At 68.8% G+C, this 16238-nt stretch carries 15 protein-coding genes; 9 read left to right on the forward strand and 6 right to left on the reverse strand.

The window, feature by feature from the left end:
* The first annotated feature begins 157 nt into the window (after positions 1–157).
* From sdhC to SKC42_RS18755, 4 genes are read left to right on the forward strand one after another with little or no spacing between them, the layout of a single operon-like run.
* Entirely contained in the window at positions 158–496 is a 339-nt protein-coding gene (gene sdhC / locus SKC42_RS18740; protein ID WP_330965854.1) for a succinate dehydrogenase, cytochrome b556 subunit, read from the forward strand.
* Positions 493–972, forward strand: coding sequence for a succinate dehydrogenase hydrophobic membrane anchor subunit (locus SKC42_RS18745; RefSeq protein ID WP_330965776.1), 480 nt, complete (start codon positions 493–495; stop codon positions 970–972). The genes sdhC and SKC42_RS18745 overlap by 4 nt, the downstream gene beginning before the upstream one ends.
* Before the next feature lie 16 nt (positions 973–988).
* Positions 989–2743 (forward strand): succinate dehydrogenase flavoprotein subunit, encoded by a 1755-nt coding sequence (gene sdhA / locus SKC42_RS18750; RefSeq protein ID WP_330965777.1) that lies wholly within the window; start codon positions 989–991, stop codon positions 2741–2743.
* Positions 2743–3567, forward strand: coding sequence for a succinate dehydrogenase iron-sulfur subunit (locus SKC42_RS18755; protein ID WP_330965778.1), 825 nt, complete (start codon positions 2743–2745; stop codon positions 3565–3567). The genes sdhA and SKC42_RS18755 overlap by 1 nt, the downstream gene beginning before the upstream one ends.
* Here the strand turns inward: SKC42_RS18755 and SKC42_RS18760 are convergent, their stop codons facing one another.
* Positions 3568–4632: a GGDEF domain-containing protein gene (locus tag SKC42_RS18760; protein WP_330965779.1), complete on the reverse strand. Its 1065-nt coding sequence runs from the start codon at positions 4630–4632 to the stop codon at positions 3568–3570.
* A 150-nt stretch (positions 4633–4782) separates the two neighbouring features.
* Here SKC42_RS18760 and SKC42_RS18765 point away from each other — a divergent pair, with 150 nt between their 5' ends.
* The gene (locus SKC42_RS18765) at positions 4783–5385 is read left to right on the forward strand and encodes a carboxymuconolactone decarboxylase family protein (RefSeq protein ID WP_442932190.1); all 603 of its coding nucleotides are present in this window, start codon (positions 4783–4785) and stop codon (positions 5383–5385) included.
* On the opposite strand, the gene SKC42_RS18770 is transcribed toward SKC42_RS18765, so the two are convergent.
* Complete coding sequence (locus SKC42_RS18770; RefSeq protein ID WP_330965780.1) at positions 5321–6262, reverse strand: sigma-70 family RNA polymerase sigma factor; 942 nt, start codon at positions 6260–6262, stop codon at positions 5321–5323. The genes SKC42_RS18765 and SKC42_RS18770 overlap by 65 nt on opposite strands.
* 138 nt (positions 6263–6400) lie before the next feature.
* Between SKC42_RS18770 and SKC42_RS18775 the strand changes: the two genes are divergently transcribed.
* From SKC42_RS18775 to nagA, 3 genes are read left to right on the forward strand one after another with little or no spacing between them, the layout of a single operon-like run.
* On the forward strand, positions 6401–7648 hold the full coding sequence (locus SKC42_RS18775) for a D-alanyl-D-alanine carboxypeptidase family protein (RefSeq protein WP_330965781.1): 1248 nt from the start codon (positions 6401–6403) through the stop codon (positions 7646–7648).
* The gene (locus SKC42_RS18780) at positions 7645–9006 is read left to right on the forward strand and encodes a sugar porter family MFS transporter (protein WP_330965782.1); all 1362 of its coding nucleotides are present in this window, start codon (positions 7645–7647) and stop codon (positions 9004–9006) included. The genes SKC42_RS18775 and SKC42_RS18780 overlap by 4 nt, the downstream gene beginning before the upstream one ends.
* Entirely contained in the window at positions 9003–10127 is a 1125-nt protein-coding gene (gene nagA / locus SKC42_RS18785) for an N-acetylglucosamine-6-phosphate deacetylase (RefSeq protein WP_330965783.1), read from the forward strand. The genes SKC42_RS18780 and nagA overlap by 4 nt, the downstream gene beginning before the upstream one ends.
* Positions 10128–10145: 18 nt before the next feature.
* Here the strand turns inward: nagA and yhjD are convergent, their stop codons facing one another.
* Together yhjD and trpS are read right to left on the reverse strand one after the other, a co-directional pair.
* Entirely contained in the window at positions 10146–11174 is a 1029-nt protein-coding gene (gene yhjD, locus SKC42_RS18790) for an inner membrane protein YhjD (RefSeq protein ID WP_330965784.1), read from the reverse strand.
* A gap of 9 nt (positions 11175–11183) precedes the next feature.
* A complete protein-coding gene (gene trpS, locus SKC42_RS18795) occupies positions 11184–12203 on the reverse strand; it encodes a tryptophan--tRNA ligase (RefSeq protein ID WP_330965785.1) in 1020 nt (339 codons plus the stop codon).
* A gap of 197 nt (positions 12204–12400) precedes the next feature.
* Between trpS and SKC42_RS18800 the strand changes: the two genes are divergently transcribed.
* Positions 12401–13240, forward strand: coding sequence for an alpha/beta fold hydrolase (locus tag SKC42_RS18800; RefSeq protein ID WP_330965786.1), 840 nt, complete (start codon positions 12401–12403; stop codon positions 13238–13240).
* Positions 13241–13539: 299 nt separating this feature from the next.
* Here SKC42_RS18800 and SKC42_RS18805 read toward each other — a convergent pair whose 3' ends face one another.
* Positions 13540–14157 (reverse strand): TetR/AcrR family transcriptional regulator, encoded by a 618-nt coding sequence (locus SKC42_RS18805; RefSeq protein ID WP_330965787.1) that lies wholly within the window; start codon positions 14155–14157, stop codon positions 13540–13542.
* An 842-nt stretch (positions 14158–14999) separates the two neighbouring features.
* The gene (locus SKC42_RS18810; RefSeq protein ID WP_330965788.1) at positions 15000–16229 is read right to left on the reverse strand and encodes an NADP-dependent isocitrate dehydrogenase; all 1230 of its coding nucleotides are present in this window, start codon (positions 16227–16229) and stop codon (positions 15000–15002) included.
* Between the last annotated feature and the right edge of the window lie 9 nt (positions 16230–16238).

Raw genomic sequence — 16238 nt, forward strand, 5'->3', positions numbered from 1 at the left:
ACTGCCCGGCTTGGCTGTGGGCGAGTGCCCGGGAAGGGCGGTGAGGACAGGGGTGAGTACACAGGCGACGACCGCGGAGGCGGCTGACGCGGGGTTACCGAAGGCGCCGTCGCGCAAGCGGCGGCCACCGCGCACCCTCTACCGGGGTGACCCTGGGATGTGGTCCTGGGTGCTCCACCGCATCAGCGGCGCGACCATCTTCTTCTTCCTGTTCGTCCACGTGCTGGATGCGGCGATGCTGCGGGTGAGCCCGCAGACCTACAACGCGGTGCTGGCGGACTACAAGACGCCGATCGTCGGGCTGATGGAGTACGGCCTGGTCGCGGCGGTGCTGTTCCACGCGTTGAACGGGATCCGGGTGATCCTCATCGACTTCTGGTCCGAGGGGACCCGATACCAGAAGCTGATGCTGTGGATCGTCGCCGTCGTCTTCCTGTTGCTGATGGTCCCGGCGGCCGTGGTGACCGGCATCCACATGTGGGAGCACTTCCGATGAGCAGCCCCGACCTTCAGCTCGGCCCTCAATTTCAAAGAGGCCAGCCCGCGCCGGTGCGGCAGCGCAGCCACGACCGCCCCGCCAGCCTGGACAACCCGCGCTCGCCGCGGCGCCGCGCGGGCATCCCCAACTTCGAGAAGTTCGCGTGGCTGTTCATGCGGTTCTCCGGGGTGGCGCTGGTGGCCCTGGCGATCGGGCACCTGTTCATCACGCTGATGTGGGACAACGGCGTCTACCGCCTGGACTTCAACTTCGTGGCCCAGCGCTGGGCGTCGCCGTTCTGGCAGTTCTGGGACCTGGCGCTGCTGTGGCTGGCCCAGCTGCACGGCGGCAACGGCCTGCGCACCATCATCGACGACTACAGCCGCAAGGACGTCACCCGCTTCTGGCTCAACAGCATCCTGCTGCTGTCGATGGGCTTCACGCTGGTGCTGGGCACCTACGTGATCCTGACGTTCGACCCCAACATTTCCTGATGGAGGCGATCCGCAGTTGATCCAGCAACACCGATACGACGTGGTGATCGTCGGCGCGGGCGGTGCCGGCATGCGGGCCGCCGTCGAGGCCGGACCCCGGGTGCGGACCGCGGTGCTCACCAAGCTCTACCCCACCCGCAGCCACACCGGCGCCGCCCAGGGCGGCATGTGCGCGGCGCTGGCCAACGTCGAGGACGACAACTGGGAATGGCACACGTTCGACACCGTCAAGGGCGGCGACTACCTCGCCGACCAGGACGCCGTGGAGATCATGTGCAAGGAAGCGATCGACGCGGTGCTCGATCTGGAAAAGATGGGGATGCCGTTCAACCGCACCCCCGAGGGCCGCATCGACCAGCGCCGGTTCGGCGGGCACACGCGCGACCACGGCAAGGCCCCGGTGCGCCGCGCGTGCTACGCCGCCGACCGCACCGGCCACATGATTCTGCAGACCCTCTACCAGAACTGCGTCAAGCACGACGTGCAGTTCTTTAACGAGTTCTACGCCCTGGACCTGGTTTTGACGCAGACCCCGAGCGGCCCGGTGGCCACCGGCGTGGTGGCTTACGAGCTGGCCACCGGCGAGATTCACGTGTTTCACGCCAAGGCCGTGGTGCTCGCCACCGGCGGCTCGGGCCGAATGTACAAGACGACCTCCAACGCGCACACGCTCACCGGGGACGGCATCGGCATCGTCTTCCGCAAGGGGCTCCCGCTGGAGGACATGGAGTTCCACCAATTCCACCCGACCGGCCTGGCCGGCCTGGGCATCCTGATCTCCGAGGCGGTGCGCGGCGAGGGCGGCCGGCTGCTCAACGGCGAGGGTGAGCGATTCATGGAGCGCTACGCCCCGACGATCGTCGACCTGGCCCCGCGCGACATCGTGGCCCGCTCAATGGTTTTGGAAGTCCTCGAGGGCCGCGGCGCAGGTCCGCACAAGGACTACGTCTACATCGACGTGCGCCACCTGGGCGAGGACGTGCTGGAGTCCAAGCTGCCCGACATCACCGAATTCGCCCGCACCTATCTGGGCGTGGACCCGGTGCACGAGCTGGTCCCGGTGTACCCGACGTGCCACTACGTGATGGGCGGCATCCCGACCACGGTGACGGGACAGGTGTTGCGGGACAACACCTCCACCGTGCCGGGCCTGTACGCGGCGGGTGAGTGCGCGTGCGTGTCGGTGCACGGCGCCAACCGGCTGGGCACCAACTCCCTGCTGGACATCAACGTCTTCGGCCGCCGCGCCGGCATCGCGGCCGCCGACTACGCCGACGGGCACGACTTCGTCGGCATGCCGCCCAACCCGGAGGCGATGGTGGTCGGCTGGGTGGGCGACATCCTCTCCGAGCACGGCAACGAGCGCGTCGCCGACATCCGCGGCGCGCTGCAACAGTCGATGGACAACAACGCCGCCGTCTTCCGCACCGAGGAGACGCTGAAGCAGGCCCTGACGGACATTCATGCGCTCAAGGAGCGCTACTCCCGGATCACGGTGCACGACAAGGGAAGGCGATACAACAGCGACCTGCTCGAGGCGATCGAGCTCGGCTTCCTGCTGGAGCTGGCCGAGGTGACCGTGGTGGGCGCGCTGAACCGCAAGGAATCGCGGGGCGGGCACGCCCGCGAGGACTACCCGAACCGCGACGACGTCAACTACATGCGCCACACGATGGCCTACAAGCAGGGCACCGACCTGCTCAGCGACATCGCCCTGGACTTCAAGCCCGTCGTGCAGACCCGCTACGAACCGAAGGAACGGAAGTACTGATGACCGCGGACGTGGAGCCGACCTCAGCGCCGACCTCGGCGCCGGAGCCACCAGCAGAACGGCCGTTGCCCCCGATCCCCGAGGGCGCGGTGATGGTGACGCTCAAGATCGCCCGGTTCAATCCGGATCAGCCCGAAGCGTTCACCGAAACCGGTGGCTGGCAGAGCTTCCGGGTGCCCTGCCTGCCGAGCGACCGGCTGCTCAACCTGCTGATCTATGTGAAGAGCTACCTCGACGGGACGCTGACCTTCCGGCGGTCCTGCGCCCACGGGGTGTGCGGGTCGGACGCCATGCGCATCAACGGCGTCAACCGGCTGGCGTGCAAGGTACTGATGCGCGACCTGTTGCCCGCCAAGCCCAAGCCCGGCAAGACGCTGACCATCACGGTCGAACCGATCCGCGGACTGCCCGTGGAAAAGGACCTGGTGGTCGACATGGAACCGTTCTTCGACGCCTACCGCGCGGTGAAGCCGTACCTGGTCACCACCGGGAACCCGCCGACGCGCGAACGCATCCAGAGCCCCACCGACCGCGCGCGTTACGACGACACCACCAAGTGCATCCTGTGCGCGGCCTGCACGACCAGCTGCCCGATCTTCTGGAACGAGGGCACCTACTACGGCCCGGCGGCGATCGTCAACGCGCACCGGTTCATCTTCGACAGCCGCGACGAGGCCGCGGCCGAGCGCCTCGACATCCTCAACGAGGTGGACGGGGTGTGGCGGTGCCGGACCACGTTCAACTGCACCGAGGCGTGCCCGCGCGGCATCCAGGTCACCAAGGCGATCCAGGAAGTCAAGCGCGCGTTGATGTTCACGCGCTGATCACCTGGGGCGGTCACACGGCTTGTGATGGCTGCTCCGGTTGCCGCCCATCCGCTTGGCCTGGTACATGGCCGCGTCGGCGGCGGTGATCAACTCCGCCAGAACCGATTGCGGTTCGGACGCGGTGTCGTCGAGGTCGGCGCACGCGGTGCCGATGCTGGCGGTCACTCCGGCGGTCGACGCCGCGATCGCCCAGCATATCCTCGCGGCCAACGGCTCGGCGTTGCAGCTCGAGGACGTGGCCGCCAAGAGGAACTCCTCACCACCGCTGCGCGCCACCACCGAGTCGTCGGAAGCGGCCGACAGCGCTTGGGCAACTTGAACCAGCGCGCGGTCCCCCGCGGCGTGACCAAGCCGGTCGTTGATCGCCTTGAAGTGGTCGAGGTCGATCAGCATGACCACGAGGTGGGAGTCGATGCCGCGTCGGGCCAAGATCATCCCCAACGCTTCGTGCTGAAATGTGCGCCTGTTCAGCAGGCCGGTCAGGGGATCTCGGTCGGCCTGCAGCAAATCCCCCGTCAAGGCGCGCATCAAGATTCGAATGGCGAGCGGTAGCGCGATGTTCACTTCGATCACCAACCACAGATCCACCCCGCCGAGGCTGAGATGGCCGGATCGGGCCAGCGAAAACGCCTCCCAAGCGCCGACGGCGGCGGCGACGGCAAAGTTGTACAGCACGAATCCGGTGGTGTGAAAGAACGCCATGTAAGCGCCGAAGGTTGCGAAGGCGATGCAGCCGATCAGCGCGGCCAGCGGGTTCGGATGCGCCAGGCATGCCAACGCGACGGCGGTGTTGCACGTCAGGGCGAACACGATGGACTGCCTGCGCGTCGGCCAGCGCCACGCCCACAGCAGCACGCCCGCCACCCCACCGGCGACGGCCACCCACATCATCGCCACCGGTACCGATCCGCGGGGACCGTCCGAGCTGGCCAGCAAGGCGACAAGGCATAACGCCATCGATCCCGAAATGAGCGCCATCACCGCCCGAGTGGCACCGCCGATGCCCCGCGAAGCAAGGTAGCCGGAGAGCCAGTCGTACTGATCGGCCCGCCGGCTAGACACCGCGGGCATCGTTGACTAGCAATCACACCGCCGTTCATCAATTCGAAAAGGCTAGCCGCATGCTACGGATATCCCGCTGCTCTCGGGGCGGATTGCCGCCGCCGCGCGTACGGCCGTCACACTTTCGCGGCCCATCCCGTCTTCAAGGTCATGACGCAGAAAACCCGCATCGAACCCCTGTCCCCCGAACGTGCCGGGCTGTTGACCCGCGCCATGTACCGGATCGCCAGGCGGCGCTACGGCCAGGTGCCCGAGCCCTTCACCGTCGCCGCCCACCATCGCGGCCTGATGCTCGCCGGAGCCGTGCACGAGACGATGGTCGAGCGGGCGTCGCGCATGCTGCCGGTCAGCGTCCGGGAACTGGCGGTGTACTGGACGGCGCGCACCGTCGGCTGCTCCTGGTGTGTCGACTTCGGATCCATGCTGCAGCGCCTGGACGGCCTTGACGTCGCCCGCCTGCAGGAAATCGACCGGTACACGACCTCTTCCGCCTTCACCCATGACGAACGCGCCGCCATCGCCTACGCCGACGCGATGACGACCGACCCGCACACCGTCACCGACGAGCAGGTCGCCGACCTGCGTGCCCGCTTCGGCGACGGGGGCGTGATCGAGCTGACCTATCAGATCGGCCTAGAGAACATGCGCGCTCGCGTCAACTCCGCGCTCGGCATCACCGAGCAGGGCTTCAGTTCCGGTGCGGCGTGCCGGATTCCGTGGGGCGACCGGCAGCCCCCAGCCCAGAGCCGGTGAACTTGTCGGGATTGGCGATATCCCACAGCGCGCAGACCTTGCCGTCGCGCACGGTGAACGCCGTGATCCGCGGCAGCATGCCCCGGTGGCCGTCGTCACCGGGGGTGCCCGCGGTGTAGGCGCCGAGCTCGCCGTTCACCCGGGCGAGCTGCTGGGCGGTGAAAAACGCCGGGCCATAGCGGTGGGCCAGTCCGAGCATGAACCGCACCACCTTGTCACGCCCGTGGATGACCTGAACGGCCGTCGGCGCCTTGCCGTTTGAGTCGCCGGTGAAGATCACGTCCGGGTGCAGCAGTGCCACCACCTCGTCCACGTCGCCGGCGGCCATGGCCGCCATGAGGCGGCCGACGACCTCGTCGTGCGAGGGATCGGGCTTCGGCGGCGGTTGCGCGGCGACCGCCTTGCGCGCCCTCGATGCCAGCTGCCGGGCGGCGGCCGCGGTGGTGCCGAGCACCCGCGCCACCTCGGCGAACGGCACGGCGAACCCGTCGTGCAGCACGAACGCCACCCGCTGATCCGGCGACAGCCGCTCCAGCACCACCATCGCCGCGAACCGGGCATCCTCGTGGGCCACCACGGCGGCCAGCGGGTCGGCCTCCTGGGACAACGGGGTGACGACGGGTTCGGGCAGCCAGTTGCCGGTGTAGGTCTCGCGGCGGTGCGCGGCCGACCGCAGCTTGTCCAGGCCGAGCCGGCTGACCACCGTCGTCAGCCACGCACGCAGATCGGCGATGTCAGAGTCCTGCCGGTCCCAGCGCAAAAAGGCGTCCTGCACGATGTCCTCGGCGTCGGCCACCGTGCCCGTCAACCGGTAGGCGACGGCCATGAGATGCGGTCGCAGCGACTCGAATTGGGCGACCTCCTGCGCTGAGGTCATGTCATGAACCTACCCGAGCCCATCGTCGGCGAGGAGTGCCGGCGCCCGCCGGGGGCAAGGCCGGAAGCAACTTGCGTCCCAGCAGTCACAGCGCGGCTCCCCGGAATCGGGGCGCGGATCGCCTAGTCTGCACACACAATGAACTTCCTGCGCTCCGCATCATGCCTGGCAGCGGCGGCTTTCCTGACGGCGGCCCCGGTGCTGTTCGCGGCGACCGGCGCCCTCCCGAAGGCGACCGCCGAGCCGAACCCCGGCCCCAGCGCGGCACCGGCGAATTGCCCCTTCAAGGTCAACACGCCTCCGGCGGTCGACTCGTCGGAGGCGCCGCAAGCCGGCGACCCACCGATCCCGTTGGCGGTTCCGGCCAAGCCGATCGGCGGCGAGGCGCTGGGCGACTGCGGCATCGTCACGGCGCCGGACACGCCGCCGCTGCCGACCGACGTGTCGGCCGACGCGTGGCTGGTGGCCGACCTCGACAGCGGGGCCGTCGTCGCCGCCAAGGACCCCCATGGCCGGCACCGGCCCGCCAGCATCATCAAGGTGCTCGTCGCGATGGCGTCGATCAACGCATTCAACCTCAACAAGTCGGTGCCGGGCACCGCCGAGGACGCCGCCGCCGAGGGCACCAAGGTGGGCGTCGACGAGGGCGGGATGTTCACGATCAACCAGTTGCTGCACGGCCTGCTGATGCATTCCGGCAACGACGCCGCCCACGCACTGGCCATGCAGCTCGGCGGAATGCAGCAGGCGGTGGAGAAGATCAACGTGCTGGCCGCCAAGCTCGGCGGCCGCGACACCCGGGTGGCGACGCCGTCCGGCCTGGACGGCCCGGGCATGAGCACGTCGGCCTACGACATCGGGCTGTTCTACCGCTACGCCTGGCAGAACCCGACTTTCGCCGACATCGTCGCCACTCGCTCGTTCGACTTTCCCGGCCACGGCGACCACCCCGGATACGAGCTGGAGAACGACAACCAGCTGCTCTACAAGTATCCCGGCGCGCTGGGCGGCAAGACCGGATACACCGACGACGCCGGCCAGACGTTCGTGGGCGCGGCCAACCGCAACGGGCGGCGGCTGATGGCGGTGCTGCTGCACGGGACGCGGGTGCCGATCGCCCCCTGGGAACAGGCGGCGCACCTGCTCGACTACGGCTTTGCCACCCCGCAGGGCACCCAGGTCGGATCGCTGGTCGAGCCCGACCCCTCGGTGCTGGCGAAGCACGACAGCGCCACGGACCGGCAGACCGGCGCCCAGGCGGCGGGCCTCATCCCGTCGGCGGACGCGATGCCCGTGCGGGTGGGCGTCGTCGTCGTCGGCACCATCGTCGTGTTTAGCTTGATCATGGTCGCACGCTCGATGAACCGCCGACCCCAACACCGTTGACCGCGCGGGCCGCCCGGCTGCGCGGCGCGCTGGTCGGGCTCACGGCCGCCAGCGTCGGTCTCATCTACGGCTACGACCTGTCCATCATCGCCGGAGCCCAGCTCTTCGTCACCGACGATTTCGGGCTCACCACCCGGCAGCAGGAGCTGCTGACGACGATGGTGGTGCTCGGCCAGATCCCCGGCGCGCTCGGCGCCGGCGTGCTCGCCAATAGGATCGGCCGCAAGAGATCCGTCGTGTTGATCCTGGTCGCCTACGCGGCGTTCGCGTTGCTGGACGCGTTCTCGGTGTCGCTGCCGATGCTCCTGGCAGCACGGTTACTGGTGGGCCTGACCATCGGGGTGTCGGTGGTGGTCATTCCGGTGTATGTCGCCGAATCGGCCCCCGCGGCGGTGCGCGGCTCGCTGCTGACGGCCTATCAGCTCGCCGTGGTCAGCGGCCTCATCGTCGGCTACCTGACGGGCTACCTGCTGGCCGGAACGCACAGCTGGAGGTGGATGCTGGGTCTGGCCGCCGTGCCCGCAATCCTGTTGTTGCCCTTGGTTGCCCGGATGCCCGACACCGCCCGTTGGTACCTGCTGCGAGGCCGGGACGACGACGCCCGCGCCGCGCTACTGCGCGTGGAGCCCGCCCTCGACGCCGACGCCGTCGACGCCGAGCTGGCCGAGATCGGCCGCGCGCTCGGTGAGGGGGGCGGCGGGGCGGCCGAGATGCTGCGACCGCCGTACGCGCGGGCCACCGCCTTCGTCATCACGCTCGGCTTCCTCATCCAGATCACCGGCATCAACGCGATCATCTACTACAGCCCAAGGATATTCGCGGCGATGGGCTTCACCGGCGACTTCGCCCTGCTGGCGCTGCCGGCGCTGGTGCAGGTCGCCGGCCTGGCGGCGGTGGGCATCGCGCTGCTGCTCGTCGACAGGGTCGGGCGACGGCCGATCCTGTTGTGTGGCATCGCGATGATGATCGCCGCCGACGTCGTCCTGCTGATCGTGTTCGGCCGGGGCGCCGGCGGGGTGATCCTCGGGTTCGCCGGCGTGCTGCTGTTCATCGTCGGCTACACCATGGGTTTCGGCTCGCTGGGCTGGGTCTACGCCAGCGAAAGCTTCCCCACCCGGCTGCGTTCCATCGGGTCGAGCGTGATGCTGACCTCCAATCTGGTGGCCAACGCGATTGTCGCCGCCGTCTTCCTGACCATGCTCCATTCGCTCGGCGGCGCGGGCACCTTCGCGGTGTTCGCGGCCCTCGCGGTGTTCGCGCTGGGCTTCGTCTACCGGTATGCGCCCGAGACCAAGGGTCGCCCGCTCGAGGACATACGCCACTTCTGGGAAAACGGCGGCCGCTGGGAGAACGGGTGACACTGCTGCGCGCCGGGGCGATGGTCCTCGACGGGGACCTCGCCCGGCCGGGGTGGCTGGAGACCTCCGGCGGCCGGATCCTGGCCTGCGGCGCCGGCCCCGCGCCCCGGCCGGCCGACCACGACTTCCCGGATTGCACCGTGGTGCCAGGCTTCGTCGACATGCACGTGCACGGCGGCGGCGGCGCGTCCTACACCGATCCCACCGCCATCACAACGGCGGCCAGCTTCCATCTGCGCCACGGCACCACCACCACGCTCGCGAGCCTGGTCACCGCACCGCCCGCCGTGCTCCTCGCCGGCGTCCGCGCCCTCGCCGGGGCCACCCATGAGGGCACGGTCGCCGGCATCCACCTGGAGGGGCCGTGGCTGAGCCGTGCGCGCTGTGGGGCACACGACGCCGCCCAGACGCGTCCCCCGGAACCCGCCGAGGTCGACGCCGTGCTGACGGCCGGTGGCGACGCCATCCGGATGGTCACGCTGGCCCCGGAACTGCCCGGCGCCGGCGCGGCGATCCGACGCTTCCTGGACGCGGGAGTCGTTGTGGCCGTTGGCCATACCGATGCTACCTACGAGCAGGCCGAGCGGGCCGTCACCGCCGGTGCCACGGTCGCCACCCACCTATTCAACGCGATGCCGCCGCTGCACCACCGCGAGCCGGGGCCGGCGCTGGCGCTGCTGCAGGACTCGCGGGTGACGTGCGAGCTCATCGCCGACGGCGTGCACGTGCACCCGGCCGTGCTCCGCGCCGCGATCCGGGCGGCGGGACCCGGCCGCGTCGCGCTGGTCACCGACGCCATCGCCGCGGCCGGATGCGGCGACGGCGCATACACACTCGGCGCCGTGCCAATCGACGTGGAGTCCGGCGTCGCGCGGGTGCGCGGCGGGTCGACGGTCGCGGGCAGCACCGCCACCATGGCTCAGATCTTCCGGGCCGCCGCCACACTCGCGGGGGTGCCCGCCGCCGCCCGGATGACCGCCGCCACGCCGGCGCGGGCCCTGGGCCTCGATCGGGTGGGACACCTGCGCGCGGGTTACGACGCGAACCTCGTCGCGCTGGACGAGGACCTCGGCGTCCGGGCGGTGATGGTGCGCGGCGAGTGGCGGGTCGCCACAGACTAACGCCGGCCTAACGCCGGCCTAGCGCTGCCAGCGGGTCAGGCGCGAAAAGGCCAGCGCCACAACTGCTCCCAGTCCCATCGCGGTCAGCGTCTGGCGCGCGCTGAGGCCCTCGTCCAGCTGCACCCGGGGGGCGATGATGGCCGGGGGCGGTGGCTCGACGGGGCGACGGCGCGCATCGGTCGAGGTGGTCGCCGCCCAGGCGGTGCAGAACAGCACGAGATAGGCGGTGATGTAGGCGAACACCATCAGGCCCAGCACCGGCCCGAACGTGGCACCCGCCGGGCTGCGCGACACCACCCGCAGGTAGATCGATGCCACCTGCTTGAAGATCTCGAAGCCGACCGCCGCCATCAGCCCGGCCCGCATCGAGTCGACCAGGCTGACCCTCTCCCGGGGCAGCCTGGCGATCATCCAGGTGAACAGCAGCCAGGACACCAGCGCCGACACCGCGATCGAGATGCCCCGGAAGAGCCAGTCGAACACCGAAAACTCCGGTATGCCAGCCCATCTCAGCACCGCGGCCATCGGCTGCTCGTGGCCCAGCGTGGTCAGCGCGATGGTCGCCACCGTCACCGCGAACGTCCCGAGCATCGCCACCAGGTCGGAGACCTTGTTGCGCACGAAACCCGGCGAGTCCACGGAGTGCTCCCACCACATCTCGGTGAGGGCCTGCCGCAGGTGCGAAATCCAGCTCAGGCCGCCCCAGGCGGCCGTCGCCAGGCCGATCACGCCGACCGATGCCCGGGCGTCGATCGCCGAGTCGATCAGTTCCAGCAGCTGGTCCCCGAGCGGGCCCGACACCTGTGCCCGGATGTGATCGTCGATCGTGGCCAGCAGCCGGGGGCGGGTCGCGAGCAGGAAGCCGAAGACCGCGAACCCGACCATCAGCAAAGGGAACAGCGCGAAGATCGTGTAATAGGTGAGCCCGGCCGCGAAGAATCCACCGTTGCGGTCGTCGAAGCGCTGGTAGGCGCGCACGGCGTGGTCCAGCCAGTCGTACCGGGCCCGCAAACGGTCCAAAATCCCCGGCTTGGCCGGCTCGTTCATGTGTGAAACCTATTCCCGCTGCGGGAGGAAGCCCAGCCGATCGTAGACCCGACGCACGGTCTTGCCGGCCACGTCCTCGGCGCGGGCCGCGCCGGCGCCCAGCACCGACTCCAATTCGGCACGGTCGGACATCAGTTCGTCGACGCGCGCCTTGATGGGGCCGACATACTCGACGACCGCCTCGGCGGTCTCCTTCTTCAGGTCGCCGTAGCCGCGCCCGGCGTAGCCCTCGACGAGCTTGTCGATCCCCACCCCCGTGACGGCCGACTGGATGCTCAGCAGGTTCGAAACGCCCGGCTTGGCTTCGAGGTCGTACCGGATCTCGCGTTCGCTGTCGGTGACCGCCGAGCGAATCTTCTTGGCGGACACCGCCGGATCGTCGAGCAGGTTGATCAGCCCGGCGTCCGAGGACGCCGACTTGCTCATCTTCGACGTCGGGTCGGCCAGGTCGTAGATCTTCGCGGTGACCTTGGGGATGAGCACGTCGGGAACCACGAACGTGTCCGGGAACCGGCTGTTGAAGCGCTGCGCGACGTCGCGCGCGAGCTCCAGGTGCTGGCGCTGGTCCTCGCCCACGGGCACCAGGTCGCTGTCGTAGGCCAGGACGTCGGCGGCCTGCAGCACCGGATAGGTGAACAGCCCGACGGTGGTCGAGTCGCTGCCCTGCTTCGTCGACTTGTCCTTGAATTGCGTCATGCGCGACGCCTGACCGAAGCCGGTGAAGCAGCCCAGCACCCACGCCAGCTGGGTGTGCGCCGGCACGTGGCTCTGCACGAAGACGGTGCTGCGGCCGGGGTCGATGCCCAGCGCCAGGTACTGCGCCGCCGTCACCAGCGTCCGGTGCCGCAGCGCCGCCGGGTCTTGCGCGATCGTGATCGCGTGCAGGTCGACCACGCAGAAGAACGAGTCATGCTCGTCCTGCAGCGCGACCCACTGGGTGATGGCTCCCAGCGCGTTGCCGAGGTGAAGCGAGTCAGAGGTGGGCTGCACGCCGGAGAAGATCCGGCGGGGTTCGGTCGGGGTGTTCATGATGCCTCGATCTTTTCACGAGCGTCTTTCCTTGCATTCCCGCGCCTGCCCGCGCCTGCCCGGCCAGTCCCGTCGCCGACACCTGCCCGACCAGTCCCGTCGCCGAGTGCCCGGCCAGCCGGGGGCCAGCCTTCCAGAGCCCGGCCGGCAGGGCGCTCGCTTGCGGTACCGGCGGTACCGCATTTACTGTCACGGATATGGGGAACCGTCCACCGATCCACATCGGCTCCGGGGAGCCGGTCCTGCTGTTGCACCCGTTCCTGCTGTCCCAGGGGGTATGGGAGGGCGTGGCCCGGCGGCTGGCCGACACCGGCCGCTACGAGGTCTTCGCCCCGACGATGGCCGGCCACAACGGCGGCCCGCGCGCCGGCACCTGGTTCTTGTCCTCGGCGGTGCTCGCCGACCACGTCGAGCGCCAGATGGACGAGCTGGGCTGGGACACCGCCCACATCGTGGGGAACTCCCTGGGCGGCTGGGTGGCATTCGAGCTGGAGCGGCGCGGGCGGGCCCGCAGCGTCACCGGCATCGCGCCCGCGGGCGGCTGGACGCGGTGGAGCCCGCACAAGTTCGAGGTGATCTTCAAGTTCATCCTGGGCATCCCGTTGCTGCTGCTGGCCTGGGCGTTCGGGCCGCGCGTCATGCGCCTGCCGTTCAGCCGTCAACTGGCGACGTACGCGATCAGCGGATCGCCGGACGCGGTCAGCGACGCGGACATCCTGAGCTGCATCGACGACGTGGCGCACTGCCCCGCCTACTTCCAGCTCCTCGTCAAGGCGACGCTGCTGCACGGCCTGCGGGAGCTCGCCGACAACGCGGTTCCCGCGCACCTGGTGGTGTGCGGGAAGGACCGCGTGATCCCGGCGCCCAAATTCAGCCGGCACTTCACCAACCACCTGCCGGACCACCAGGTCACCGAGCTCGAAGGCGTGGGGCACGTCCCGATGTTCGAGGCGCCCGACCGGGTCACCGAAGTGATCAGCGGTTTCATCGACGGGTGCACCCGCGAGACGCGCGACAGCCAGCAGCCGGCGGGCTAGTCGACCACTCAGCCCTCGCCGGCCCCGTCCCACCGGTGGACGGGAGCCCGTTGGTGTCGCAGCCGACCGGCCCCCACCCTGTCGAGGCTTACGTCGACGCGTGCGCTCCTTCGGCGCCCCTCAAACACGTTGACCGCAAACGCATTGGTTGGAGACCTGGACCGAGCGCCGCGAGCGAGGGGTGATGGCGCCGGGACATCACGGTCGATATTCAACGAATCGCGCGGCCCGGCTGAATTCCGCCGGCGCCCTCAGCCTCGATCGACCGATCGGCCCGTCCGCTCCGCAGGTGGAGCCCGTCAAGGTCGTTTGACCGGCGCAACGAGCTTGTCGACAGTCCGCTGCGCGGCGGCGATCACCGCCGCTTGCGAGGCGGCGTCAGACATGGCGCGCGAGATTGAGACGGCACCCACGATGAGCGAGACGATGCTCCACGCTCGACGCTCACGGTCGGCTCGGGCACCGTCGAGCAGGTCCGCCACCCGACCGGCCATCGCGGTGATCTTGCGTTCGTATGCGAGTCGCGCCGCCGTTCCCGCCCGGCCGACGTCTGCGCTGAGCGCGGGCATAACGCAACCCTCGGCCGGATCGGACACGTGGTCGGCATTGAGATACTCCGCGAGAAACTTCTTCAACTGCGCGCGCCGCTCGGCCTTGCTGCCGGATTCGGTGTCGGACAGCAGCGGCTCACCGACACCGGCCTCGACGATCGCCTCGAGCATCGCTTCCTTATTAGGGAAGTTCGAGTAAAACGCTCCTGAGGTCACGTCCGCCGCGGCGGCAAGTCCGTCGACCCCCACCCCGTTGAAGCCATTGACCTTCATCGATCGCATGCCGGCTTGCAGCAGCGCAGCGCGCGCCTTCTGCTTGTGATCCGGTGGATATCTCATCTCGCCCTCGCCAGCCGCATCCTTCATGCGCTCCCGACGACTCTACACCCATTGCGTAATGGTCGATATCACAAAACCATTCCGGGCGGCCGGTCGCCCCACCCGGAGCCGAAGGGCGTTGACGCGATACGCATTCGGAACCTTGGCCCAGGCTCTGGGACAGCCCAATCGGCACGTAGCCCGCATCCCCAGGGCCCGAGACACCGCGGGTTTTGGGCAGGTTTTGGGCCCAGGGGAGGCACCATTGAACCGGAGCCGGAAAAGGCCCGCCAGGCGCCGGCGTTCGCCACCCGCAACGAACGCAGCGCCTACAACGCCGCCCCCGTGGCATCACTAGGGTAGATCCCCCATGAAAGCCTCTTGACCACAAGCCGTTCCGTGACGGTTTGCCCTACCTAGTCCTCGCGGCGCGCTCGTCGCCGACCAGACCACCAACTCGCCGACTGCCCAACACATTTGGCCGAACGGCCGGGGGTCGGAGCGCCCCTGGGGACGGCGACTGAAGCGCTCTAGACGACGCGCGCGAGGCGCTGGAGGGCGAGACCAGCAGGGCGATACTGCGCTCGGCCGCCGATGAACCGGAGGTCTCGAGCCGGCTTGGCTCGCGCGGCGACGATGATCGGTGTTTCACGCAGCTACGTCTTCGACACGCTCGGAGAAATGTTCGCAACGATAGCAGCGGGAGACGAGCCGTTTCTTGACCAGCTGCGCGGTGGGCATGATCGCTCAGCACGGGCTCGCGCAGGAACGCGGGTGGGAGTGGTCTGGAGCGCTGCATTTCGGCACGCAACCCCGGATCGCGGCATACTGACCGGTCGGCGGCCGCGGCATGACCGCGGGTACCGGCGCGGGACACCGCCCGCCGGACTTCAGCCGGCCAAAGCCTTCTCGAGGTTCTCGGCGATCGAGTTGAGGAACTGCTCGCTCTGCTGCCACTCCTGATCCGGACCGATGAGGATGGCGAGATCCTTGGTCATCTTGCCGCTCTCGACGGTCGCGATGACCACGCTTTCCAGCGTCTGGGCGAAACCGATCACTTCCGGCGTGTTGTCGAGTTTGCCGCGGTGCTGCAACCCGCGCGTCCAGGCGAAGATCGAGGCGATCGGGTTGGTCGACGTCGGCTTGCCCGCCTGGTACTGCCGGAAGTGCCGGGTGACGGTGCCGTGCGCGGCCTCGGCCTCGACGGTCTTGCCGTCGGCCGTCATCAGCACCGACGTCATCAGACCCAGCGAGCCGTAGCCCTGCGCGACGAGGTCCGACTGGACGTCGCCGTCGTAGTTCTTGCAGGCCCACACGTAGCCGCCCTCCCACTTCAGGCAGGCGGCCACCATGTCGTCGATCAGCCGGTGCTCGTAGGTGAGCCCCTCGGCCTCGAACTTGTCCTTGAACTCTTCCTCGTAGATGCGCTGGAACTCGTCCTTGAACATGCCGTCGTAGGCCTTGAGGATGGTGTTCTTGGTGGACAGGTACACCGGCCACCCGGCGTTGAGGCCGTACGCCAGCGAGGCGCGCGCGAAGTCCCGGACGGATTCCTTGAAGTTGTACATCCCCATCACGACGCCGCCGCCCTCCGGGATGGAGACCACCTCATGCACGATCGGCTCGCTGCCGTCCGACGGGGTGAAGGTGATCGACACGGCGCCCGGCTTGTCCACCTTGAAGTTGGTCGCCCGGTACTGATCGCCGAACGCGTGCCGGCCGATGACGATCGGCTTGGTCCAGCCCGGAACCAGCCGGGGGACGTTCGAGATCACGATGGGCTCACGAAAAATTGTGCCGCCCAGGATGTTCCGGATCGTGCCATTGGGCGACAGCCACATCTTCTTGAGGTTGAACTCGGCGACGCGGGCCTCGTCGGGGGTGATGGTGGCGCACTTGACGCCCACCCCGTGCCGCTTGATGGCATACGCGGCGTCGATCGTCACCTGGTCATTGGTTCGATCGCGGTTCTCGATGCCGAGGTCGTAGTACTCGAGGTTGATGTCGAGGTGCGGCAGGATCAGCAGGTCCTTGATGAACTTCCAGATGACGCGGGTCATCTCGTCACCGTCGAGCTCGACGACGGGGCCCTTGACCTTGACTTTGCCTCCGTCGGACATCTCGAGTCG

It is taken from the genome of Mycobacterium sp. 050134, from assembly GCF_036409085.1.
Taxonomy (GTDB): domain Bacteria; phylum Actinomycetota; class Actinomycetes; order Mycobacteriales; family Mycobacteriaceae; genus Mycobacterium.

What these genes read in the sequence shown, in the direction of transcription:
- sdhC (WP_330965854.1), top strand. Translation starts at nt 158, where the DNA reads ATGTGGTCCTGGGTGCTCCACCGCATCAGCGGCGCGACCATCTTCTTC.
- SKC42_RS18745 (WP_330965776.1), top strand. Translation starts at nt 493, where the DNA reads ATGAGCAGCCCCGACCTTCAGCTCGGCCCTCAATTTCAAAGAGGCCAG.
- SKC42_RS18755 (WP_330965778.1), top strand. Translation starts at nt 2,743, where the DNA reads ATGACCGCGGACGTGGAGCCGACCTCAGCGCCGACCTCGGCGCCGGAG.
- SKC42_RS18765 (WP_442932190.1), top strand. Translation starts at nt 4,783, where the DNA reads ATGACGCAGAAAACCCGCATCGAACCCCTGTCCCCCGAACGTGCCGGG.
- SKC42_RS18770 (WP_330965780.1), bottom strand. Translation starts at nt 6,262, where the DNA reads ATGACCTCAGCGCAGGAGGTCGCCCAATTCGAGTCGCTGCGACCGCAT.
- SKC42_RS18775 (WP_330965781.1), top strand. Translation starts at nt 6,401, where the DNA reads ATGAACTTCCTGCGCTCCGCATCATGCCTGGCAGCGGCGGCTTTCCTG.
- yhjD (WP_330965784.1), bottom strand. Translation starts at nt 11,174, where the DNA reads ATGAACGAGCCGGCCAAGCCGGGGATTTTGGACCGTTTGCGGGCCCGG.
- trpS (WP_330965785.1), bottom strand. Translation starts at nt 12,203, where the DNA reads ATGAACACCCCGACCGAACCCCGCCGGATCTTCTCCGGCGTGCAGCCC.
- SKC42_RS18800 (WP_330965786.1), top strand. Translation starts at nt 12,401, where the DNA reads ATGGGGAACCGTCCACCGATCCACATCGGCTCCGGGGAGCCGGTCCTG.
- SKC42_RS18805 (WP_330965787.1), bottom strand. Translation starts at nt 14,157, where the DNA reads ATGAAGGATGCGGCTGGCGAGGGCGAGATGAGATATCCACCGGATCAC.
- SKC42_RS18810 (WP_330965788.1), bottom strand. Translation starts at nt 16,229, where the DNA reads ATGTCCGACGGAGGCAAAGTCAAGGTCAAGGGCCCCGTCGTCGAGCTC.